Below are 17,307 nucleotides of genomic sequence, written 5' to 3'. Positions count from 1 at the left end.
TTATCATGAACAATGCCGCTTCATTTTTAGTATTACTTTTCATTGCGATTACGTACCTGATGTCTGCCCATGAAAAAGTATTTCATTGGAACACTACGATGGACTGGTTGAAAGGTCATTTTGCAAACTCTCCACTCAAAAATTTTGTTCCCCATGTAACGGCAGTTCTTTTAGTTACCGAACTAGCCGCTGGAATTTTGAGCGCAGTGGGCTGTATCCAATTGTACATTAATGGCGAACGTACGTTTGGTTATTATGGTGCGTTTTTTTCTTGTGTTGCTGTTCTTCAAATGCTTATTGGTCAACGATTGGCTAAAGATTATGACGGAGCGCGCAATATGGTCATCTATTTCATTCCCTCTATTTTAGCGGTTTATTGGCTTAGCTAGACCAGGTGGCTTTGTACCATCTCAATTCATCCCAACTGAAGGTTTCACCAACTAATTCTTTTAGTTCACCTATAGTAGAATCGGGATATTGTTTGAAAATCTCTTGTAAACCCAAGCAACGATCTTCAGGCAATACGTCATGAATAGCGATTTGTTTACTAGCTATAAGCTTGGTTATATGACCATTTATTGTATTCACTGTCAGTTTTCTTTCAACGGCGATTTGTTCTATGGAATGCTTTTGTTTCCAGAGTTCGAGTGTAATGTCCTGAGTGGGTATTTTCGAATTTTTTCCTTTGCTTTTGGTTTTTTTGACGACGTCTTCATATTCCTCTTCAATAGCCTCAAATTGCTGGGATTTAAGTAATTTGAGAGCCTCTTCCCTTCTCGAATTACGGTAATTTCTTTGTTCTTCCGTCTGTAAATTTTCTTTTGTTAGCGGTTGGTGATCAACTACCAATTGAACTAATTGACGAACTTTCATCATTCGAAGTACTGCTGAAATTACAAATTCATCCAATTCTAACAATTCATCAAGGTATTCTTTAACCTTTTTCATGCGTTTCACTTCCTCTAATTTGTAGAGAATTTCGAACACCAATTGATCAAAAATGGGTAAAAAATAGTGGTAAGCGGCATCAATCCGTTGTTGAATCAATCCAAAATCCGATTGATTGGAATACAAACGATGCAATTGATTCGCGAATTTTTGGGAAGGTTCGATTAAAGTTTCCAAAGTTGTGCTAATCTTAACCGCCCAATCCCGATTTCTACCTTTTGCAGACCCATCGGTTAATTCAAAATAAGAATTTCGGTGTTTGTTAAAAAGCTGTTTTAAGTTGGTCCAATCAAAGGCTTGCAGGGAATAAAAATGCAAAAACTTTTGTGTTTCTTCGCTTAATGCTAGTGCCAATTGATCGGTAGAAGCCTTTTGGTCAGCGTATTGCAAAACATCGGGGTCGTTTTGAATGCCATTCAAATGCAAAGGAGATTTTAAAACCAAACCTTGTAACGAACGAAGACGGGAGAAAGCGACATAAGCTTGACCAGGCAAAAACACTTGCGAAACATCCAAGACCGCTTTATCAAAAGTTAATCCTTGACTTTTATGCACTGTAATGGCCCAGGCCAATTTAATCGGATAATGAGTAAAGGTACCGATGATTTCTTCTTCGATTTCTTTGGTGTTTTCATGGACTTTATAGCGCAAATTTTGCCATTCGTATTTCTCCACTTCTATGGAGGTATTTTCATCTGGGAAAAAGACCACAATTTCGCGTTCAGAAAGGGATTGTACAATACCCATTTTGCCATTGAAAAATCGTTTTTCAGGAGAAATATCATTTTTTACAAACATCACTTGAGCTCCTTTTTTGAGTTCAAGTACAGCATCTATGGGGTAAATTTTATCCGGAAAATCATCAACAATTTCTGCTTGATAGCTGTATTTTTTACCTTCTAATTCGGCCAAAGCATTGGCATTCATACTGTCGGCTTTTGCATTATGTGTGGTTAAAGTAATGTAGCCCGATTCAGCTGATGGTTTAAAATTGGGTTTGACAAAACTATTAAGTAACTGAATATCAGAAGGTAAAACTTTATTATTCCGTAAATTATTCAAAACGGCAATAAAATTTTCATCCGTTTGTCTGAATATTTTGGATAATTCCACATACAACGGCGGATGCGCTTCTAAAACTAAAGCATTAAAAAAGAATTTACCTCTATAATAATTGCGCAATACCGACCATTCTTCGTCTTTAATCACGGGTGGTAATTGCATTAAATCACCAATAAATAAGACTTGCACACCACCAAATATTCGGTCATTTTTTCGAACAGATTGCAACATAAAATTCATGGCATCCAAAACGTCTGCACGAAGCATACTTACTTCATCTACAATGAGTAATTCTAAATTTCGGATAACGGATTGTCGAATGGCATTCATTTTAAAATGCCTTTTTAACGTAGCACGCGACTCAAATTTTACAAAAGAATTGGTGTTTGGCGAACTCAAGTCTGGGATAAACGCAGCAAAGGGAAGTTGAAAAAAAGAATGAATGGTAACACCACCAGCATTAAGTGCGGCAATACCCGTAGGGGCAACAACCGCAGTTTTTTTATGGGTTGTGGCGATAATTTCATGTAATAAAGTAGTTTTCCCAGTACCGGCTTTACCTGTTAGGAAAACAGACCGATTGGTCTGATTAATAAATTGAAGCACATAGCGTGCTTCGGCTGATACAAATTCCATGGCTTATAAATTAAAGTCCAAAGATACGAATGTTGTATTCATAAACAAAAAAAGCCCTGATATTTAGGGCTTTATATTACTATTGGAAATATATTATTTCTTTTTTTCTTCTTTTTTAGCAGCAGGTTTTTCTTCTTTTTTACCTTCTGATTTGTATTTATCATTGACCAATTTTACAATCTCTTTAGTAATGTCATATTGATCTTTGGCATACAAAACCGTTGCTGATTCGCCGGTACCGTATACATAATCATAGCCTTTTTCTTTACCATACTCTTTAATAATTTTACGGTAACGACTCACCAAAGAATCCATTTCAACCCCATGTTCCCCTTGAATTTGTTGGGAAATCATTTGTTCTGCATATTGAATTTCTTGTTGGCGTTGTTGTAACTCACCATATTTTTGTTGCGCCCAAGCTTGACCGTTTTTTTGTGCATTACCTGCAAAACTGGATTGCTCTGCTTTTAATCGATCTACTTCAACTTTCAAACGAGAGCCTTTTTCTTGTGCGATACCTTCGTATTTTGCTTTTAAATCTTTAGCTTCTGTTGATTCTTCTAATAATTTGTTCGTATCGATATACGCTGTTTTGAAATCTTTAGCTTGAGTTGTTTTTTCACAAGAAATCATGGCAGCGGCCATTAAAATTCCTAAAAAGACTTTTTTCATTGAATTTGTTAAATTTTGATTTCGCCAAAAGTAAAAAAAAATTTCTGTTAGATGTTTTTAGGTTACATTTTGTTGAAATAATTAGATATAGTTTAAAATTATAATTTCATTAAGCTTTCATAAGCATTTCTTATTAAAACCAACCTTAAATAATGCGTTTTAAGGCACTTTTGGTTTTTAGCTGCCCAAACTTATATGTTAGGCTGGAAAAGTTAAACAGAGGCCGTCTTTGTGGTTTTTATTCGTTTTTCAACACATAAATATGGGAAGAATACTCTTTATTTCGATTTCCAAACCAATTGGAACGTAAACCGGTAAAAAATGCTTTAAAAAAGTTCATTTTTCCGTTTTTGTATTTTTCAGATAAAAGCGCCACATAAAAGCTATCAAATTTCATGGGTAGCACTTGAACCAATTTCATCGATTGTAGAGCAAACAACTTTGAAATTGCATTTTTTGAAAAATGCCATAAATGGATAGGCACATCATAAGCGGCCCAATATTCTTGATAAACTTTGGCATCGTACGATTTGTAATTGGGAACAGCTACCAATAATACACCATTAGGTTTTAGTAAACGTTTCAATTCTTTCAATTGCTGTTCCAAGTTGGGCACATGTTCTAGCACATGCCACATCGTTATTACATCAAAAGAATGGTCTGCTAAATTAACCAAAGATTCCTCCATCCCAATTCCTTTTTGATGAGCAATTTGTTTTGCGCGTTCACTAGGTTCAATTCCAGTAACATGCCAACCATCGTTTTTACAGGTAAGAAGAAACTCCCCTGTACCTGCGCCGATATCTAAAATGGATCCTTTTGTAGATAAGGAATTAACTAAATTCAATTTCTTTTTTAATGCAATTCCTTTGATAAAATGGTATAATTTTTCAAACAATGTTCTTCTTCCATCGGTATGTGAAATGTAATCTTCACTCTCGTAATAGGAAGGTAATTTTTCTAAACTGGGTTGGGGATGCGTCACTAAAATTTCAAATTGTTCATCCAACCACAATTCAAAAACTTCTCCTGAAACGGAATGGTCTTTAACTTTTAAAACTAATTTATCTTTTGAAAAATTCATTTAAACTTAGTATTGGTAAGGGTTTACGCCTTTTGTTTCACGTGAAACATTATCGTCCCATGTATATTAATAATATCGAAATGTCTGCGGGTGATACGCCACTAATTCGTGAAGCTTGTGAAATGGTTACCGGTCGAATAGCTGTCAACTTCTGCTTTGCTTCAATGGATAGGGAGTGAACTTTATAAAAATCGAAATTATCCGGAATTTTCATTTCTTCTAATCGCGTTAATTTCTCTGCATTGTTTCGTTCTTTCTCAATATAACCCGAATATTTTAATTGAATTTCGGCTTGTTCTACTATTTCTGCATCTAATTGATTTTCTTTTACATAGTCGCTAACTTTAGTGAAACGTAAAATATCATCCAAATCAATTTGTGGACGAGAAAATACTTTGAACATTCGATCTGTTTGGTTCATTGGAGTGCTCCCCTTCTCTTCCAAAATTGGATTAGCTTCTTCAGGAGTAATACTCGTTTCTTTAAAATAATCCAACATCGCATTACTTTTAGAAAACTTCTCTTCCATGCGGTGTAATCGTTCATCGGACGCTAATCCAATAGCGTGGGATTTTGGTGTAAGGCGAAAATCAGCATTGTCTTGGCGTAGCAAAGTACGATATTCTGCGCGTGAAGTAAACATTCGATACGGCTCTTCTGTTCCTTTGGTAATTAAATCATCTATCAATACACCTATATAAGCTTCGTCTCTTTTCAGAATGAGCGGTTCTTTTTCATTCACTTTTAGATGTGCATTGATACCTGCCATAATTCCCTGTGAAGCGGCTTCTTCATACCCTGTAGTGCCGTTAATTTGTCCAGCGAAATAAAGATTGTCCACCAACTTCGTTTCTAACGTATGTTTTAACTGGGTAGGTGGAAAATAATCGTATTCGATGGCATAACCGGGACGGAAGAATTTTACATTTTCAAATCCTTCAACAGTGCGAAGCGCTTTGTATTGAATATCCTCTGGCAAAGAAGTTGAAAAACCATTGACATAGACTTCTACTGTATTCCAACCTTCTGGTTCGACAAATAATTGGTGACGGTCTTTATCTGCAAAACGGTTGATTTTGTCTTCAATTGAAGGGCAATATCTCGGACCTAAACTTTTAATTCGACCATTGAACATAGGTGAACGATCAAATCCGTCTCTTAAAATAGCATGCACTTCTGGTGAGGTATAGGTCACATGACAAAGACGTTGTTGTTGTAAAGGTGAAGTTACATTTGAATAAGAAAATTTATCCGGATTAACATCTCCAGGCTCTTCTCTCATTTTTGAATAATCCAACGAACGACCATCAACACGAGGTGGTGTTCCGGTTTTCATTCGTCCCGCTTCAAATCCAAATTGAATTAAATCTTCAGTTATACCCGTTGCAGCACTTTCTCCAGCTCTTCCACCGCCGAATTGTTTTTCACCAATATGAATTAAACCATTTAAGAAAGTGCCGTTTGTCAATACAACTGCTTTGGCTTTAATTTCGATTCCTAGCGCAGTACGAACACCCTCAATTCTTCCATTTTTCACAATGAGTCCTTTAATCATTTCTTGGTAGAAATCAAGATTAGGTGTGTGTTCTAACATTAAACGCCACTCTTCAGAGAAACGCATACGGTCGGATTGTACGCGTGGCGACCACATCGCTGGACCTTTAGATTTATTCAGCATTTTAAACTGAATTGCTGTTTTATCTGAAACAATACCTGAATAACCGCCAAGCGCATCAATTTCACGAACGATTTGCCCTTTAGCAATTCCACCCATTGCGGGGTTACAAGACATTTGGGCAATGTTTTGTAAACTCATGGTCACCAAAAGCGTTTTGCTTCCCAAATTTGCGGCAGCAGCGGCGGCCTCGCAACCTGCGTGACCTGCACCAACCACTATAACATCATACGTTGTAAACATACTTATGGGTTTTGTTCCACGTGGAACGTAATTATAAAAATCTTTAATTGTATTTATTGTTCCACGTGGAACAATAAAATTGACTCATTTTCTTTAGTGCGCATCAAAGCACTTTCTTGTTCAGTTTTATCTTTATAGCCACAATAATGAAGAACACCGTGTGCCATTACACGTAACAATTCATTATGAAAAGTTACCTTAAAATCATTGGCGTTTTCTAGCACACGATCGATAGAAATGAAAATATCACCATGTAGTTCATTTGCTACAGAATAATCAAAGCTAATGATGTCGGTGTAATAATCATGGTTTAAGTATTTTTGATTAATATCAAGAAGATATTCATCATCACAAAACACATAATTAATTTCTCCTTCTTGCTTGTTTTCAGCTATAATAATTTGCTGAATCCAACGCTCATACTCTGATTCGTTTTCTAAAAGAAAGTCAGTTTCATAATTAAAACTAATCATTGGTTTTTAAATATTCTTGAACCTTTCGGTCGTAATTAGCCCGTAAAGGTAAGGTTTGTCTATTTAATATCTCAATACTGTGCAAATATTCCTGTAAACGTGGAGGAATTGAAGTGGCAGTGTTTGAAAATTCTTTTTTGTTAGTTTCGGATTGTCGCTTCTTTTCTTCCCCCTGCTGTTGAATTGCTTTTTGCAATTTTAACATCTCATATTTTAGATTTAGCATGCGTTGAAGGACTTCATTGTCGAAACCTTTATTCAGCAATTGTTTTTCAATAGCTTTCATTTGATTTAAAGCATTTTGTCCTTGGCCTCCAACTCCTTGCTTGTTTAATTCTTTTTCTAAAGCTTCACGTAATTGTTGCTGTTCTTTGAAGATTTCCATAATTGCACGAGCGTCGCCTTCCCCATCTTGACCTTCTTCTCCTTTTCCACTTCCTTGACCTGAACCGTTTGGCTGACCATTCTGCCCTTGTTTCCCTTGACCTTCCTTGGAGCCAGGTTTATCTCCTGATTTACCCTTACCATCTTTACCACCTGGTTTTTGTCCTTTATCTCCTGATTTACCCTCACCTGGTTTTTGACCTTTCTTCATGCCTTGTTTCATCTTTTCTCCCAAACCTTCTTGCTTTTGGATAATATCCGGTAATTGCATACCTTGCCCTTGGCCTGGTTTGGGTTTTCCTTTTCCTGAACCCGCCATAGACATCGACATTTGCATACCATTTAAAATACTGGCTAACATATCGGCTAATTTATTAGAAGAAGAAACAGAAAATTGTTGGTGGGATGTTCCTTTTGAAACATTGGCATCAGCTAACGTTTCGAGTGCTTTGTCAATGTTATATTGAACATTACCCACTTCTTTGGTAATATCTTCAGCAATTTTTGGATTGCGAAGTGACATCGCAAAAAGACTATCGTCAACGTGTTTAAACTGTAATTTTAAATCTTGTTGAATTTTAAGGTACTTATTGAAGGAAGGCGCACCCCGTTTCATACCTTTAAAATTCTTCATCACCTCTTCTTGGGAAAAAGAATAGGCAACAAGATTGTCGATAATTTGACGGAGCATATCAATATCTTCATCCATTTGTTCCATCTCACTGGATTCCATAGAAGCACCCATATCCATGCTCATTTGTTTCATTTTTTGAGCCGCACTTTTTTGTTTTGGTTTGGCACCTGCTTTTGAATTTTTATCCAATTGCTCTTTGGCTTGTTGCAATTCCTTTTCTATGTTTTGCTCAGCAGCCTCCGTTTTGGGTAAATCCAAAGGTGATTTTAATTCTTTATTTTCTTTATCCAATTCGTCTAATTCCTTCTGTAACGCATCAAACTCTTTGTTAATTTCATCTTGTTTGTCCGAGGAATTTTCTTTGTCGTTTTCAGCTAATTTATCTTGTTTTTCAGAAAGTTTATCCAATTTATCAACAATTTGTTCAGCTTTCTTTTCAACATAATATTTCTTAGTAAGTTCAACCAATTGTTGCAAATTCTTCGTTTTATTTTTGGACTGTTGTTTTAACTGATCCATTTTTTCAAACAATTCTTCTTTCTGAATTTTCTCATTCAACTTTTGAAGTTCGTCAAGTAACTTTTTATTTTTCTCAAAATCTTTGTCAGCTTTCTCTAAACGTTCTTTGAGTAAATCTTTCGATTCATCTTTCTTATCCGTTTTCACCTTATCAAGATTATCCTTCATTTTTTCAGCAAACTCTTTCATCATTTCATCTTGCTTCTTTTGCTTTTGGATGAAATCGTTAACCTTTTGCTGTTCTTTAAATTCAAGACTTTCTTTTTCTTTGCCTAACTTTTGCAGTTTATCCATTTCATTAAACTGCTTTTCTTGGGTTTTAAGCGACTTTTCTAAAGAATTGATATTCTCGTTCTGTTGTTGTAGTAATTGGTCTTCTTTTTCGCTTTCTGTGCTTTCGCGATGGGTAAAAACCATAGATTTTGAAGATTTATAGTTATGAATCGCGTCATTATCAAAAACTTCAAAATAATATTCATACGGAACACCAACTTGAATGGGTAAATCTCCTGGAAAAGTATAAATAAATCGATCATAAACATCTCTTTTCACCGGAATGGTTCCACGTTTAACCGCATTGGGATTATTTTTAGGATAATAGACCACTTGCAATTTGGTTAACCCATGATCATCGCCAACTTGACCTAATAAATACCCTTTGTCAATTTTTAAACTATCGGGTGCATTACCAACAGTAATTGTTGGGTATTGATCTGTTATGACCGAAATATGATAATTTAATTTCTCATAATTCGCTACTTTATCATTGGAGGTAAAGATTTGGTAATCTGTATTTTGTACTATATTCTTAGCCAAAGAAAACGTGTTTTCGTTTTTGGAAAAAGGGGTTTTTTGTGTACCGTTAAACCACATAACTTTTTGCGTTGCGAGCGTTTGCATTCGCCAAGTAACTTGTGTTCCTTCAGGTACAATGGCGTTACCCGTACCTTTCACAACTTCTGTTTTTTTATTCAAATAGGATGGGAAACGCAAAACCATTTCAAAATTTGCAATTGATGGAACAGTAACCACATCTAAAGTGTATGATTTGGATTGAACTGCGTTAGCTTCCAAATGAAATTCAAGAGTGGACTTGGGTTTTGGAATCACAAATTGAAAAGTGCCAACGCCAGTAGATTCCATAAAATAACTTTCATCTCCAATAAAAATCATGGTATTTTCAGGAACTACTTTCCCTTGCGTTTTCACGTGAAGCACAAAATCTTTGTTTTGTTCCGTTTGTAAGTTCGGATTCGTTATCACAAAGGCAAAAGGGGCAGGTGGCGTAAATTGTTGGCGGTAATTGATAACACGATTAAAACTCTGGGACAACACTTCGCTTTTACCACTTAAAAAAAAGAACAACACCAATAAAATTGGAATGGCAGCCAGCGGAATATATTTCTTATTGGCTGAGAAATCTATGGCTTTTGTAAAAGGAATAGGCTGTAGATTGGCTGCTTTTTGTTCGATAGAAGCCAATAAAAGTTCAGATGTATTGATGTCTTGGGCTAATTGCAGAAAATTAGTAAGCTTATCCCCTACTTCGTTAAAGTGGTTTCCAATAATTTGAGAGGCTTGGGTATAATCAATTCCTTTTTGGAGTTTGAATAATTTGAAAAGAGGAAATACAATATACCGAACTAAAAGAAAGAATTCGACACCTAAAAATAGAAGAAACAAAACGGTTCGAGCAGCAGGTTTCAACCAAAGAAAATATTCAATAGACAAGGTAAATAAGAAATATAGGAGTCCGAGACCCACAAAGAACAAGGAGCCGCGCACAAATTCATTGGTGTAAAACTTCTTAATAAAGTGTTCTAATTTCTGATAAATTAACCCTGAATGATCAGTCATGGTGAATAGATTGTTAATAACCGCTAAAAATACAAAAATTGCGAAACATCAAAAGTTAAATAATTGCCAAGTCAGGAATGGAAAAACTGAACTATCTTTGCCAAAAATTTGACCTATGTCTCGACCTGTTCGCGTGCGTTTTGCACCTAGTCCGACTGGACCTTTACATATTGGCGGTGTTCGCACGGCTTTATTTAATTATTTGTTTGCTAAAAAACATAACGGTACTTTCTATTTACGCATAGAAGACACTGACCAAAATCGCTTTGTTCCTGGTGCGGAAGCCTATATTTTTGAAGCGTTGGAATGGTTAGGAATCGCTCCTGATGAAACGGTTGGTAAAAATGAAAAGTTTGGCCCCTACCGTCAAAGTGAACGCAAACCGTTGTATAAACAATATGCTGATCAGTTGATTCAATCCGGTTGGGCCTATTATGCTTTTGATACTGCTGAAGTATTAGATCAACACCGTAAAGAGCATGAGGCACAAGGGAAAACGTTTATATACAATTGGCACAATCGGGAAAAATTAGATACTTCTTTAGTTCTATCAAAAGAAGAAACAGAACAACGAATAGCTTCTGGTGAAGCCTATGTGATTCGTTTTAAAACTCCTGTCAATGAAATTTTGGAATTACACGATATCATTCGCGGTGATTTAAAATTTGACACTAATCTTTTGGATGATAAGGTGTTGTTTAAAAGCGACGGCATGCCAACGTACCATTTGGCGAATATTGTCGATGATCATTTAATGGAAACCTCGCATGTGATTCGTGGTGAAGAATGGTTACCTTCCCTACCCTTGCATCATTTATTGTACAAAGCTTTCGGTTGGGAAGCCCCTGAATTTGCGCATTTGCCGTTAATTTTAAAACCGGTTGGAAATGGTAAATTGTCCAAACGCGATGGCGACAAACTTGGGTTTCCTGTTTTTCCATTAAATTGGTCGGATCCAACTTCTGGAGAAGTTTCTTCAGGTTATCGTGAAAAAGGGTTTTTCCCAGAAGCCGTGGTAAATTTCTTAGCCTTATTAGGTTGGAATGATGGAACCGATCAGGAATTATTCAACTTGGATGAGTTATGTCAAAAATTTGATTTAGGCCGCGTACACAAATCGGGAGCTAAATTTGATCCAGAAAAAAATAAATGGTTCAATCACCACTATTTGCAAATACAATCCGATTCTTCTTTAGCGGCTTCTTTTGAATTAGAACTAAAAGAAAAAGGAATAAAAACTTCATTCGATTTAACTCGAATTGTGGGAATGATTAAAGAACGTGCTCATTTTGTGACTGAATTCTGGGAATTAGCCGATTACTTTTTTGTGGCACCATCAACATATGATGAAAAAGCAGCTAAGAATTGGAAAGAAGATACTCCTTCGCTTTTAAATCAAGCTTATGAAGTGATGTCACAAGTGCAACCCTTTGAATCCGTTGCTATTGAAAACGAATTAAAAACATGGATGAACGCCAATGAAATTGGAATGGGTAAAATCATGCAACCCTTACGATTGAGTCTTGTAGGCGCTTTAAAAGGACCGCATTTGTTTGATATCATTGAAATATTAGGCAAAGAAGAAGTTAACCAACGCATTCAAAACGCCATAAATACCTTATAAATAAAAAGCCCCGACTAGTAATCGGGGCTTTTTTTATAAATTAAAAACAACTTGTGCATTTATAGTACCGAGATTTCCTTTAAAATTCTCGGTATTGTTTAGTGCGGTAAGATCAGTGTTTTTATTGAGCTTATTAAATAAATTAGTAAATCCATACTGATAAAAAGCGACCAAGCGAACCACTTTAGTACCACCCGATACTCCGAAATAAAACGCACCACCAATAGTCGAAACATCCAACACATCTTTAGCATGTATTGGAGCTTCTGTGACATTATTGTATTTAATCACATTATTTTCAGCTGATTTATTTACCGATAATTTACCATTGACTTGTAAAACCGGTCCAAAATCAATCGAAATATGATCTTGAATTACATTATAACTGAATAATAAACGAATTTGAACCCCTTGTAAACTGAATTCTGTTTCACGGGTTTCAATTCCATTTTTTCCCAATGAAAAATTACTTTCAAAAAATTGCATTCCGTAAATCATGCTCCAATTGTTGTAATAATTTCCACGCACAGACAATCCGCCTGCAAATCCGTTTCCTGGCTTGGATTCAAAGGTTGAGGAGAAAATAGTGCAATTGGAAATACCACCCGAAATACCAATCCGATTTCCATCGCGATAACCGTATTGTCCAAAGGAAAATAATGAAGTTGCAAGAACGCAAACAAAAAGTAAGTTTTTCATTGTAAAAAATTTGTAACAAACATACAGCATTCCCGTATAACAAGCATCTAATCCTAAAAAAATATTATGAATCCAATTCTTATTGTTGTTTTAGTCTTCGGACTGTTTTTGTTTTTAGCTTGTTTTTTTACAGTAAAACAGCAAACCTCTGTGGTGATCGAACGTTTCGGGAAATTCCACAGTATTCGTAACTCTGGGTTACAATTGAAAATTCCGGTTATAGATCGGATTGCCGGTCGGGTAAATTTACGTATCCAACAATTGGATGTCATTATCGAAACCCAAACCAAAGACAATGTGTTTGTGAAAATGAAAGTTTCGGTTCAGTTTAAAGTCATTCAAGAACATGTGTACGAAGCCTTTTATAAATTGGAATTTCCGCATGATCAAATCACCGCTTACGTTTTTGATGTTGTGCGTGCTGAAGTACCTAAATTAATCTTGGATGATGTTTTTGTCCGTAAAGATGATATCGCGATCGCTGTAAAACGGGAACTAAACGAAGCCATGATGGCGTATGGATATGATATTATCAACACCTTGGTCACTGATATCGATCCGGATATTCAAGTGAAAAACGCGATGAACCGTATCAATGCCGCTGAACGTGAAAAAGTAGCTGCTGAATTTGAAAGTGAAGCACAACGTATTCGTATTGTGGCAAAAGCCAAAGCAGAAGCGGAAAGTAAACGTTTACAAGGTCAAGGTATTGCTGATCAACGTCGTGAAATCGCAAAAGGTTTGGTGGAAAGTGTAGAAGTTCTGAATAAAGTGGGGATTAACTCGCAAGAAGCTTCTGCTTTGATTGTAGTTACTCAACACTATGACTCGTTACAAGCTATTGGTGCCGATACTAACAGTAACTTAATCTTATTACCGAATTCACCTCAAGCGGCTACCGATATGTTGAATAATATGGTAGCGAGTTTTGCCGCAAGTAACCAAATTGGGGAACAATTGAAAAACCAAAAGAAGAAAGTAAAAGACAACGATAACAAATCATCGTTAGATTACAATCCGAGTGATACTTCTGGAGAATAATCAAAAAAGGAATAAAAAAAGAGGCTTAATCGCCTCTTTTTCTGTTTATAAACCATTGTATAATATACGGAAAAGCTATTTTTAAAACGGTACCAATAGTGCCTGAAAATACATTTTTGTACAACCATCCTACATACGAAGCCGTTTCAGTTGGGAAAATAGCTTCCTTCGCATTTTGAATGTTTAATGCAGCTTTGCGGTAATAAAGTTCGCGCTCTACCTTTAACACTTCTAAATCGCGATCGATTTCTGCATAGGATCGGTATTTCTTTGTAGCCATAGTTAATCGTTAAAAAATATTTCAGAAAATCGTTCCAACAAGGGACCTTCCACAATTTTGTCTTTGATTTGAAAAATTAAAACTGCTAAAATCAAATAAATTCCGGCCACACTTAAAAATCCTAAAGCATAGGAATGCATCCACTCCCCTAGCGCTAACGCTCCTGCTATGGAGATGAAAAACAACATGACCAACAAACACAAACCCATCAAGACAAACTTTACAATCATTGTCGTCGATTGCATAGCCACTTTAAAGCCCCAAAGTTTGTAATATTCTAAAGTTGAGTCGACATACTTTTTGGCGTTTTCTTGAAATTCTTCGGTTTGTTCTTTGATTTCGTCAAAAGGCATTATTTCTGAAATTTAGCGTTTTGCTGTTTTAACTCGGCCAACTTTTGTTCCAAATAAGTAATGGCTTCTTCTGCTTTATAACTTGATTTGGAAAGTAGGTCATCCATAGACGATTTTAAATCCGTTTTGGTTTGATCGAATTTTTCTTTCGCCTCCTCTTCGACCGATTGAAATTTTTGTTTCAAATCATCTTTCAAATCATCGAGATTGTCTTTTATTTTTTTGCGGGTTTCCGAACCTTTGTCGGGAGCGAATAAAATTCCGAGTCCGACCCCAATCGCCGCACCCAAAAGTAACGCAACTAACCCTTCACTATTTCTATTGGACATATGTTTCTATTTTTATGTACTTAAAATTACAAAAAAAGAGACAGAAGCTATGTTAAGACCCTATTAAAGTGAGAAAATTAAATACAAGCGTTTTCTTCATCGTTCCGTAGTTAACCTATAAAATCACCTTACTCCTTTTTAAAAATGGCTTAGAATTAATTTATAAAAGTCAATTTTAATAAGGAATTCTAATATTTATTAAATTTATAATAAGAAATACCAATAATAAGAAAACCCGCGACTATAGCGGGTTTTCTATCAATATAATCAATACAAATTATTCTTTACTTTCAATCTTTGCCCAAGTGTCGCGAAGACCTACCGTTTTGTTAAAAACTAATTTTTCAGTAGTCGAATCGGTATCGACACAAAAATAGCCTAACCGTTGAAACTGATATTGGGTTCCCGGTTGTGCACTTTTCAAACTGGGTTCCATATATCCTGTAATCACTTGTAAGGAATTGGGATTAATGTAGGTTTTGAAATCTACTTCTTTATCACCGTCTGGATTTTCATGAGTGAATAAACGATCGTAAACGCGAACTTCCGCTTCTAATGCATGCGCTGTAGAAACCCAATGAATGGTTCCTTTAACCTTACGCATACTGGCTTCAGTACCACTACCCGACTTACTATCAGCATCATACGTACAATGAATCTCAGTGATATTTCCTGCTGCATCTTTCACCACGCTCTCACCTTTAATGATGTAGGCATTTTTTAAACGAACTTCAGTACCTAAAGTCAAACGGAAAAACTTCTTATCCGCTTCTTCTTTAAAGTCATCACGCTCGATATATAACTCCTTACCAAACGGTAATTTGCGATAAGTCATTACTTCAGCTTCCGGATTATTTTCAGCATCCAACCATTCTTCTTGACCTTCAGGATAGTTGGTAATTACCAATTTCACCGGATTCAAAACGGCCATTACACGATCAGTAGTTTTATTCAATTCCTCACGAACACAGAATTCCAACAAGGAAACATCAATCAAATTGGTGCGTTTTGCAATACCAATGGTCTTTGCAAAATTACGAATCGCCATCGGTGGATAGCCTCTACGACGCATTCCTGAAATGGTACTCATCCGTGGATCATCCCAACCTGTAACATGTTTCTCTTCCACCAATTGTAGTAATTTACGTTTAGAAACTACGGTATGAGATAAGTTTCTGCGAGCAAATTCACGTTGTTTGGGACGCACTTTGGTTTCATCATAAATTTGATCCAAAAACCAATCGTACAATTCACGATGTGGCAAGAATTCGAGAGTACACAACGAGTGTGAAATTTGTTCCAAATAATCGCTTTCTCCATGCGCCCAATCGTACATTGGATAGATACACCAATCGTTACCAGTTCGGTGGTGGTGTTCATGCATAATGCGATAAATAATCGGATCACGCATCAACATATTGGAAGAGGTCATATCAATTTTTGCCCGTAAAACGTGGGTTCCTTTTGGGAATTCCCCTTGCTTCATTCGGGTAAATAAATCCAAATTTTCTTCTATAGAACGATTACGGAAGGGTGACTCTGTACCAGGTTGTGTTGGTGTCCCCTTTTGTTTTGCCATCTCTTCTGAAGATTGGCTGTCCACATAGGCTTTACCTTTTTGAATCAATTCAACCGCCCAATCATATAACTGCTGGAAATAATCAGAAGCATAGCATTCACGATCCCATTGGTATCCAAGCCATTGCACATCGCGTTTGATCGCATCAACATATTCTTGCTCCTCTTTAGAAGGATTAGTATCATCAAAACGCAAATTTACTGGCGCATTGTAATCCAAACCTAATCCAAAATTCAAACAAATCGCACTGGCGTGACCCACATGCAAATAACCATTGGGTTCGGGTGGAAAACGAAAACGAAGTTTATCATTTGATAATCCGTTTGTTAAATCGTCTTCGATGATTTGCTCGATAAAATTGAGTGATTTTTCCTCGGTTGACATAGAAATTTCTTAATTTTAGCAAAGATATGTTTAATTCGTCAAATCGTCAATTTGAAAATTCGTCAATTTGCTATTTGGCACCGAAATAAAAATGGGAACAATTAAATTACAAAACATCCGTACGTTTTCTTATCATGGATGTTTAACCGAAGAAGCAAAAATTGGTAGTGATTACCGTGTGGATTTAGAAGTCAAAACTGATTTACGAAAGTCTGCACAAACCGATGAATTGGCAGATACGGTGGATTATGTATTACTCAATCGTATTGTCGTAGAAGAAATGGCGATTCGTTCCAAATTACTGGAACACGTGGCGCAACGCATCATTCAACGTATTTTTAAAGAAATTCCCGCCGTTTCTCGCATTCTATTAGCGGTTTCTAAACTCAATCCACCCATTGGTGGCGATGTAGAAGCCGTTACCATAGAAATGGAAGAATACCGTAGTTAAGAGAAAGGAAGTCAGTAAACTAAAGAAGATTCCCAATAATTTGGGTTAGGGAATTTGGATATTGCATTTTTTTTACTTTATCTTTGCTACCCTCAACAAAGGGCGTCGTGGCCGAGCGGCTAGGCATCGGTCTGCAAAACCGCGTACCCCGGTTCGAATCCGGGCGATGCCTCTTCAAAAAACCTCTCAGTAATGGGAGGTTTTTTTATTTTAAAATAATCATTACAAAACCGCGTAATCGGTTCTCCCGATGTTTCGGGACGGGCGATGCCTCTTACAAAAAACAGCTCAGAAATGGGAGGTTTTTTTATTTTAAAATAATCATTACAAAACCGTGTAATCGGTTCTCCCGATGTTTCGGGACGGGCGATGCCTCTTCA

Annotated in this window: 15 protein-coding genes and 1 tRNA gene; 5 read left to right on the top strand and 11 right to left on the bottom strand. The window is 36.3% G+C overall.

The window, feature by feature from the left end:
• Positions 1–5 precede the first annotated feature (5 nt).
• Positions 6–389 carry a DoxX family protein gene (locus OLM45_RS03255; protein ID WP_129460289.1) on the top strand — a complete coding sequence of 128 codons (384 nt, stop codon included), beginning with the start codon at positions 6–8 and terminating at the stop codon, positions 387–389.
• On the opposite strand, the gene OLM45_RS03250 is transcribed toward OLM45_RS03255, so the two are convergent.
• The 6 genes from OLM45_RS03250 to OLM45_RS03225 all read right to left on the bottom strand — a co-directional run bounded on the left by OLM45_RS03250 (position 382) and on the right by OLM45_RS03225 (position 10,187).
• Positions 382–2,646, bottom strand: coding sequence for a helix-turn-helix domain-containing protein (locus OLM45_RS03250; protein WP_264511942.1), 2,265 nt, complete (start codon positions 2,644–2,646; stop codon positions 382–384). The genes OLM45_RS03255 and OLM45_RS03250 overlap by 8 nt on opposite strands.
• A 93-nt stretch (positions 2,647–2,739) precedes the next feature.
• Positions 2,740–3,318, bottom strand: coding sequence for an OmpH family outer membrane protein (locus tag OLM45_RS03245; RefSeq protein ID WP_129460291.1), 579 nt, complete (start codon positions 3,316–3,318; stop codon positions 2,740–2,742).
• A 238-nt stretch (positions 3,319–3,556) separates the two neighbouring features.
• Complete coding sequence (locus OLM45_RS03240; protein ID WP_264511940.1) at positions 3,557–4,402, bottom strand: class I SAM-dependent methyltransferase; 846 nt, start codon at positions 4,400–4,402, stop codon at positions 3,557–3,559.
• Positions 4,403–4,451: 49 nt separating this feature from the next.
• Positions 4,452–6,320 (bottom strand): tRNA uridine-5-carboxymethylaminomethyl(34) synthesis enzyme MnmG, encoded by a 1,869-nt coding sequence (mnmG, locus tag OLM45_RS03235; RefSeq protein WP_264511938.1) that lies wholly within the window; start codon positions 6,318–6,320, stop codon positions 4,452–4,454.
• A gap of 53 nt (positions 6,321–6,373) precedes the next feature.
• Entirely contained in the window at positions 6,374–6,793 is a 420-nt protein-coding gene (gene ybeY / locus OLM45_RS03230; RefSeq protein ID WP_264511936.1) for an rRNA maturation RNase YbeY, read from the bottom strand.
• Positions 6,786–10,187 carry a DUF4175 family protein gene (locus tag OLM45_RS03225; protein ID WP_264511935.1) on the bottom strand — a complete coding sequence of 1,134 codons (3,402 nt, stop codon included), beginning with the start codon at positions 10,185–10,187 and terminating at the stop codon, positions 6,786–6,788. Before OLM45_RS03225 ends, ybeY begins: the two co-directional genes overlap by 8 nt.
• 115 nt (positions 10,188–10,302) lie before the next feature.
• Between OLM45_RS03225 and gltX the strand changes: the two genes are divergently transcribed.
• A complete protein-coding gene (gltX, locus tag OLM45_RS03220; RefSeq protein WP_264511933.1) occupies positions 10,303–11,811 on the top strand; it encodes a glutamate--tRNA ligase in 1,509 nt (502 codons plus the stop codon).
• Between the two features lie 33 nt (positions 11,812–11,844).
• Here the strand turns inward: gltX and OLM45_RS03215 are convergent, their stop codons facing one another.
• Entirely contained in the window at positions 11,845–12,510 is a 666-nt protein-coding gene (locus tag OLM45_RS03215) for a PorT family protein (RefSeq protein ID WP_264511931.1), read from the bottom strand.
• Between the two features lie 66 nt (positions 12,511–12,576).
• Here OLM45_RS03215 and OLM45_RS03210 point away from each other — a divergent pair, with 66 nt between their 5' ends.
• On the top strand, positions 12,577–13,551 hold the full coding sequence (locus OLM45_RS03210) for an SPFH domain-containing protein (protein WP_129460300.1): 975 nt from the start codon (positions 12,577–12,579) through the stop codon (positions 13,549–13,551).
• A 25-nt stretch (positions 13,552–13,576) separates the two neighbouring features.
• On the opposite strand, the gene OLM45_RS03205 is transcribed toward OLM45_RS03210, so the two are convergent.
• The 4 genes from OLM45_RS03205 to OLM45_RS03190 form a co-directional block, all read right to left on the bottom strand.
• Complete coding sequence (locus tag OLM45_RS03205) at positions 13,577–13,831, bottom strand: DUF6327 family protein (RefSeq protein ID WP_264511929.1); 255 nt, start codon at positions 13,829–13,831, stop codon at positions 13,577–13,579.
• A gap of 2 nt (positions 13,832–13,833) precedes the next feature.
• Entirely contained in the window at positions 13,834–14,184 is a 351-nt protein-coding gene (locus OLM45_RS03200; RefSeq protein ID WP_129460302.1) for a phage holin family protein, read from the bottom strand.
• Entirely contained in the window at positions 14,184–14,513 is a 330-nt protein-coding gene (locus OLM45_RS03195; protein WP_129460303.1) for a YtxH domain-containing protein, read from the bottom strand. Before OLM45_RS03195 ends, OLM45_RS03200 begins: the two co-directional genes overlap by 1 nt.
• Positions 14,514–14,790: 277 nt before the next feature.
• Positions 14,791–16,476: a glutamine--tRNA ligase/YqeY domain fusion protein gene (locus tag OLM45_RS03190; RefSeq protein WP_264511927.1), complete on the bottom strand. Its 1,686-nt coding sequence runs from the start codon at positions 16,474–16,476 to the stop codon at positions 14,791–14,793.
• A 91-nt stretch (positions 16,477–16,567) separates the two neighbouring features.
• Here OLM45_RS03190 and folB point away from each other — a divergent pair, with 91 nt between their 5' ends.
• Both folB and OLM45_RS03180 read left to right on the top strand, forming a co-directional pair.
• Positions 16,568–16,927, top strand: a complete 360-nt coding sequence (folB, locus tag OLM45_RS03185) for a dihydroneopterin aldolase (RefSeq protein ID WP_264511925.1) — start codon at positions 16,568–16,570, stop codon at positions 16,925–16,927.
• Positions 16,928–17,028: 101 nt separating this feature from the next.
• Positions 17,029–17,099, top strand: a tRNA-Cys gene (locus OLM45_RS03180).
• Positions 17,100–17,307: the final 208 nt, after the last annotated feature.

Source organism: Flavobacterium sp. N1719 (genome assembly GCF_025947045.1).
GTDB classification, from domain to species: domain Bacteria; phylum Bacteroidota; class Bacteroidia; order Flavobacteriales; family Flavobacteriaceae; genus Flavobacterium; species Flavobacterium stagni.
The sequence above is the reverse complement of the archived record's forward strand: the minus strand, read 5'-3'. Positions and strand labels throughout refer to the sequence as shown.